Annotated in this window: 6 protein-coding genes and 1 pseudogene; all 7 read left to right on the top strand. The window is 63.8% G+C overall.

Annotation, left to right across the window (positions count from 1 at the left end; genetic code table 11):
- The coding region (locus NFW05_RS04040; protein WP_366918260.1) for a Fic family protein at positions 1-407 on the top strand (407 nt) is incomplete at its 5' end.
- Positions 408-439: 32 nt separating this feature from the next.
- Positions 440-676: pseudogene (locus tag NFW05_RS04035) on the top strand (SAM-dependent DNA methyltransferase); the annotation flags it as partial.
- Entirely contained in the window at positions 673-1,800 is a 1,128-nt protein-coding gene (locus NFW05_RS04030; RefSeq protein ID WP_295302953.1) for a hypothetical protein, read from the top strand. The pseudogene NFW05_RS04035 and the gene NFW05_RS04030, both read left to right, overlap by 4 nt.
- Positions 1,797-2,177, top strand: a complete 381-nt coding sequence (locus tag NFW05_RS04025) for a hypothetical protein (RefSeq protein ID WP_295302952.1) — start codon at positions 1,797-1,799, stop codon at positions 2,175-2,177. The genes NFW05_RS04030 and NFW05_RS04025 overlap by 4 nt, the downstream gene beginning before the upstream one ends.
- Positions 2,177-3,604 (top strand): restriction endonuclease subunit S, encoded by a 1,428-nt coding sequence (locus tag NFW05_RS04020; RefSeq protein ID WP_295302951.1) that lies wholly within the window; start codon positions 2,177-2,179, stop codon positions 3,602-3,604. Before NFW05_RS04025 ends, NFW05_RS04020 begins: the two co-directional genes overlap by 1 nt.
- Complete coding sequence (locus NFW05_RS04015) at positions 3,601-4,599, top strand: virulence protein RhuM/Fic/DOC family protein (RefSeq protein WP_295302950.1); 999 nt, start codon at positions 3,601-3,603, stop codon at positions 4,597-4,599. Before NFW05_RS04020 ends, NFW05_RS04015 begins: the two co-directional genes overlap by 4 nt.
- Positions 4,596-5,283 (top strand): type I restriction endonuclease (locus NFW05_RS04010; RefSeq protein ID WP_295302949.1); only part of this gene is annotated, 688 nt, incomplete at its 3' end. The genes NFW05_RS04015 and NFW05_RS04010, both read left to right, overlap by 4 nt.

Below are 5,283 nucleotides of genomic sequence, written 5' to 3'. Positions count from 1 at the left end.
CCGGCACCGGCGACATGATCGCCCGCTGCCGCGAGGCCGGATTGCCCGAACCGCAGTTCAGCCTGCGGGACGGCTTCGCCACCACCCTCGAACGGCGCCCGCTGCGCGGACTGGAGATCGTCGCCCCCGAAGTTACCCCGGAAGTCACCCCGGAAGTTACCCCGGAAGTCACCCCGGAAGTCCCCCTGGCGCTTGCCCTGCGCGGCGAGATGTCCCGCCAGCAACTCCAGCAGGCACTGGGGCTGAAGGACGATGAACACTTCCGCAAGGCCTACCTCCTGCCCGCGCTCGAAGCCGGCCTGATCGAGATGACCATTCCCAGCAAGCCCACGAGCCGGCTCCAGAAATACCGTCTCACCGACAAGGGCCGCGCCCGCCTCGCGCGGGAAACCAGGAGAGGCGGGTGATGCAACCAAATCCTACGGCAAAGGACCCGGGCGTGCCGCTGTTCGAAGATGGCGGCATCAAGACCGTCCCGAGGCGCGAAGTGCTGCCGCACGCTCCCGACGCCTGGTACGTGCCGGACAGCGTCAGGACTGGCTACGAGACCAGCTTCACCCGTTACTTCTGGAAGCCGCAGCCGCTGCGCACGCTGGACGAGATCCGGGGCGACATCCTGGCGCTGGAGAAGGAAACGGACGGGTTGCTGGGTGAAATCATTGGAGGAGCGCAATGACCACAACACCATTCTTGCGCCCGCGTTTGACGGGGGTACGATTCGACCGGCGTGCGATACCGCTGGAGTTCCTGAAGGACCTGGCGGTTTTCGAGGAGATGATCGTCGAGATCGCGAAGTCAGCCTTCCTGACAGATCATCCTGATCGCAAGCGCTCGCCGAGGGGTTTTACCGAAGGCATCGAATTGAAGCTCACCGGTATCGAGGATGGCAGCGCCATACCGGTCATCAGTCTGATCGTTACGAGTGCCACGCTGTTTCCAACTGATAGCCAGCTCTACTTCGAGCGCGCGCGCGACTCGGTCGTCCGCGCCATCAGTGCCGCAGAACACCAGCGAGCGGTAACCGAGTACTTGCCGGAAAGGGCGCTTGGGTACTTCGATAGGATCGGGCGCAGCCTGCGGGATGGCGAAGCCATGGAGTTCGAAGTGCCCGATGGACAGGGGGTAGCGCGGCTGACGAAGGAAACACGCCGGAAACTACTGCTTGCTTCTGCCAACGTGAAGGAACTCACCGAGGAGGTGACGATCCGGGGATACGTTCCCGAAATCGACCAAGCGGACATGACTTTCGAGATTCAGTTGCCCGATGGCAGGAAGGTCAAGTCACCCTTGGCGACTCAGCATCTGGACACGATTCTCGAAGCCTTCAATGGCTACAAGGCGGCGATCCGCGTCATGCTCCAAGGGATCGGGCGCTTCAATCGCTCCGAGCGACTGCTCGGCCTCGATTCCGTAGAACACGTAAGTCTGCTGGATCCTTTGGATGTCCCGGCTCGACTGGAGGAAATCTTTCTGTTGAAGGACGGCTGGATCGAAGGCAAAGGCGTCTCGCCACCCAAGGAGGGTCTGGAGTGGCTGTCCCGGTCTTTCGCCACTCACTACCCGGACGATCTTGTCTTGCCTTACCTCTACCCGACGCCCGAGGGCGGGATTCAGATGGAGTGGACTTTAGGAAAGACCGAAGTCTCACTGGAGATCGACTTGTTCGCTCATGCCGCACACTGGCACACTTTGGATCTTCCGACAGAAGAAGAGGCTTCGCGTGTCGTGCGTCTCGATGAGTCAGACGGATGGAAATGGCTTGTCGCGGAACTTCGGCGCCTCGCCGGAGGTGCCGCATGAACGCGGACACCGTGCTGCTCCGGCAAGTCACCCCGGCTTGGATCCAATCGGGCCGCGTGACATCGCAGGTCTTCAAGCCGACCCCGAAGGATCAAAAGCAACTGTCGGTCTACGACGGCGACCAGATCACTGCGTTCGATTCCTGGCGGCACTACACGGAGGCCTTGGGATTCGCGTCGGTCGGCGTCCTCGGTGTCAGCGTCGCCGAATGCCGATCGCTGCACCTTGATGCCAGGCCCGACCCCGAGCCGTTTCCCGAGCACGCGGTCATTGGCTTCGGCGAGCTGACCAATACGCAGATCGAGAAGAAGGCAAAACAGCTCCGGGGATTGGCTCAGGCACGAGGTTGGCAGTACCAAGCCGATGCGGATGCCTGATGATTGAACTCAAGCCCTATCCCACGATGAAGGACTCCGGCGTGCCGTGGCTGGGGGATGTGCCGGAGCATTGGGGAACTCGACCACTCAAGCGCTGGGTAAGGATGAATGCTGAGGTGTTGCCTGAAACAACTGCGCCAGATCACCAGTTCCGGTATCTGGACATTGGTTCGGTCGGTACTGGCGTGCTGACGCAGAAGCCACAGCGACTCCGGTTTGGCACGGCACCTTCCCGAGCGCGCCGTGTCGTTCGCAACGGCGACACGATCGTCTCGACTGTCCGGACCTATCTAAAGGCAGTCTATTTCGTTGAAGGAGAGGCCGACGATCTTGTTTGCTCTACGGGTTTTGCTGTGCTCTCCCCCGATCGCGATACGCTGCCTAAGTTTCTAAGTTACGTCGCTCAAAGCAGCTCATTCACTGATCGAGTCACGGCAGATTCTGTCGGGATCGCCTACCCGGCGATTGCTGAGACGCGACTTGGATCATTTCATATCGCGGTCCCACACCTCCCCGAACAAGCCGCCATCGTCCGCTTTCTCGACCACGCGGACCGGCGGATTCGGCGGTACATCCGCGCCAAGCAGAAGCTGATCAAGCTGCTGGAGGAGCAGAAGCAGGCCATCATCCACAGCGCCGTCACCCGCGGCCTCGACCCCAGCGTCCGCCTCAAGCCCTCCGGCGTGGAGTGGCTGGGGGATGTGCCGGAGCATTGGGAGGTTAGGAGGGTGAAGAGCCTTTCCTTGGTCAAACGTGGCGCGTCTCCGCGGCCGATTGCAGACCCGAAGTACTTTGACGAGGCCGGCGAATATGCATGGGTCCGCATCGCAGACGTATCAGCTAGCAGCAGGTATCTTGAGAAAACCACCCAACGACTGTCCTCGCTGGGAGACTCGTTGAGTGTGCGGCTGGAACCCGGCGCATTGTTCTTGAGCATTGCTGGATCAGTTGGAAAGCCGATGATCTCCAAGATCAAGTGCTGCATTCACGACGGCTTCGTCTACTTTCCACAATTTCGCGGGAACGCTGAATTCTTGTGCCGCATCTTCTCATGCGGCGCTCCTTTCGGTCGGCTTGGAAAGCTCGGGACTCAGCTCAATCTGAACACCGATACCGTAGGCGGAATTTGCGTCGGTTGGCCTCCTCCTGGTGAGCAAGCTGCAATCGTCGCCTACTTGGACGAGGCCACGGCAAGCTCCGAACGGGCGATTGTCTCTACTGGTCGCGAAATCGACCTCCTCGGCGAATACCGCACCCGCCTGATCGCCGACGTCGTCACCGGTAAGCTCGACGTGCGCGAGGCGGCCGCGCGACTGCCGCATGAAGCCGAAGACCTCAAGCCGCTCGACGACACCGAGGCCGAGAGCGAGACGGAAGAGGTCGACGCCGACGACGGCGATGGCGAGCCCGAGGATGCCGAAGCATGACCGCCGAGCCCGACGACGCCTCCCGCGGCGAACTGGTCCTCTACCAGGCCGCGGACGGCAGCGTCGAGCTGCGGCTTCGTCTGGAACACGAGACCTTGTGGCTGAGCCAGCGCCAGATGGCGCTGCTGTTCGACAAGGACTCCGACACGATCGGCCTGCACCTGCGCAACATCTACGCCGAGGGCGAGCTGGACGAAGCCGCAACCACCGAGGAATCCTCGGTGGTTCAAACCGAGGGCCGGCGCCGGGTACGCCGCCGGGCGCGCGTTTACAACCTGGACGCCGTCATCTCGGTGGGCTATCGCGTGAGCTCGCGACGCGGGACGCAGTTCCGCATCTGGGCCACGAACGTGCTGCGCGACCATCTGGTCAAGGGTTATTCGGTCAACGCCGCGCGGCTGCGCGACCTGAACCAGGCCGTGCGGCTGGTGGCCGCCACGGCCCGGCGGCGCGAGCTGTCGGGCGACGAAGCCCAGGCGCTGCTGGCGATCGTCGGCGAGTACAACCGCGCGCTGGAACTGCTGGACGACTACGACCACCAGCGCGTCTCGAAGCCCGCCGCCGGCGCCACGACGACCCATGAGCTTCACCATGACGAGGCCTTGCGCATCGTCGGCCGGCTGCGCGAGCGCTTCGGCGGCTCGGCGCTGTTCGGCGTCGAGAAGGACCAGGGGCTGGCCAGCGCGCTCGGCGCGGTGATGCAGACCTTCGCCGGCGAGGAGCTGTATCCGAGCCTGGAGGAGAAGGCGGCCCAGCTGCTGTACCTGCTGGTGAAGAACCATGCCTTCGTCGATGGCAACAAGCGCATCGCCGCGGCGCTGTTCCTGTGGTTCCTCGAGCGCAACGGCGCGCTGCGCCACCCCGACGGCACGCCGCGCATTTCCGACGGCGCGCTGGTGGCGCTGACGCTGATGATCGCCGAGAGCCGGCCGCAGGAGAAGGACGTGCTGGTGCGCATCGTGATGCATCTGCTCGTGGGCGGCGAGCAGCCATGACGACGAGCGACACCAGCGAGTGCGGCCTCGAACGCCTGATCTGCACGGCGCTGACCGGCGCGCCGTGCGATCCGGGCGCGCCGGCCAACAGGGTGCAGCAGCGCCCGGCGACCTACGCGGCCGGCTGGATCTGCGGCGCGGCGGACGACTACGACCGCGAGTACTGCGTGGACCTGGCGCAGCTTGCGGCCTTCCTGCGCGAGACGCAGCCGGAGGTCTGCGAGGCGCTCGATCTCGGTCAGGACGGGCCGACACGACGCAAGTTCCTGGCTCGGCTGCAAGGCGAGGTGAGCAAGCGCGGCACCATCGACGTGCTGCGCCACGGGCTCAAGCACGGGCCGCATCACATCGACGTGTTCTTCGGCACGCCGTCACCGGGCAACGCCAAGGCGGCGCAGCAGCACGCGGCCAACCGCTTCAGCGTCACGCGGCAGCTCCGCTACAGCCGCGACGAGATGGAGCGCGCGCTCGATCTGGGGCTGTTCATCAACGGCCTGCCGGTCGCGACGTTCGAGCTGAAGAACAGCCTGACCAAGCAGACGGTGGAGGATGCCGTCCAGCAGTACCAGCGCGACCGCGACCCACGCGAGAAGCTCTTCGAGTTCGGCCGCTGCGTGGTGCACTTCGCCGTGGACGACCACGAGGTGCGCTTCTGCACGCACCTGAAGGGCAAGGGCTCGTGGT

The sequence above is a fragment of the Accumulibacter sp. genome, assembly GCF_023806625.1.
In the GTDB taxonomy this organism is placed as follows: domain Bacteria; phylum Pseudomonadota; class Gammaproteobacteria; order Burkholderiales; family Rhodocyclaceae; genus Accumulibacter.
Note: the sequence above shows the minus strand (reverse complement) of the source record. Positions and strands in the feature narration are given on the sequence as shown.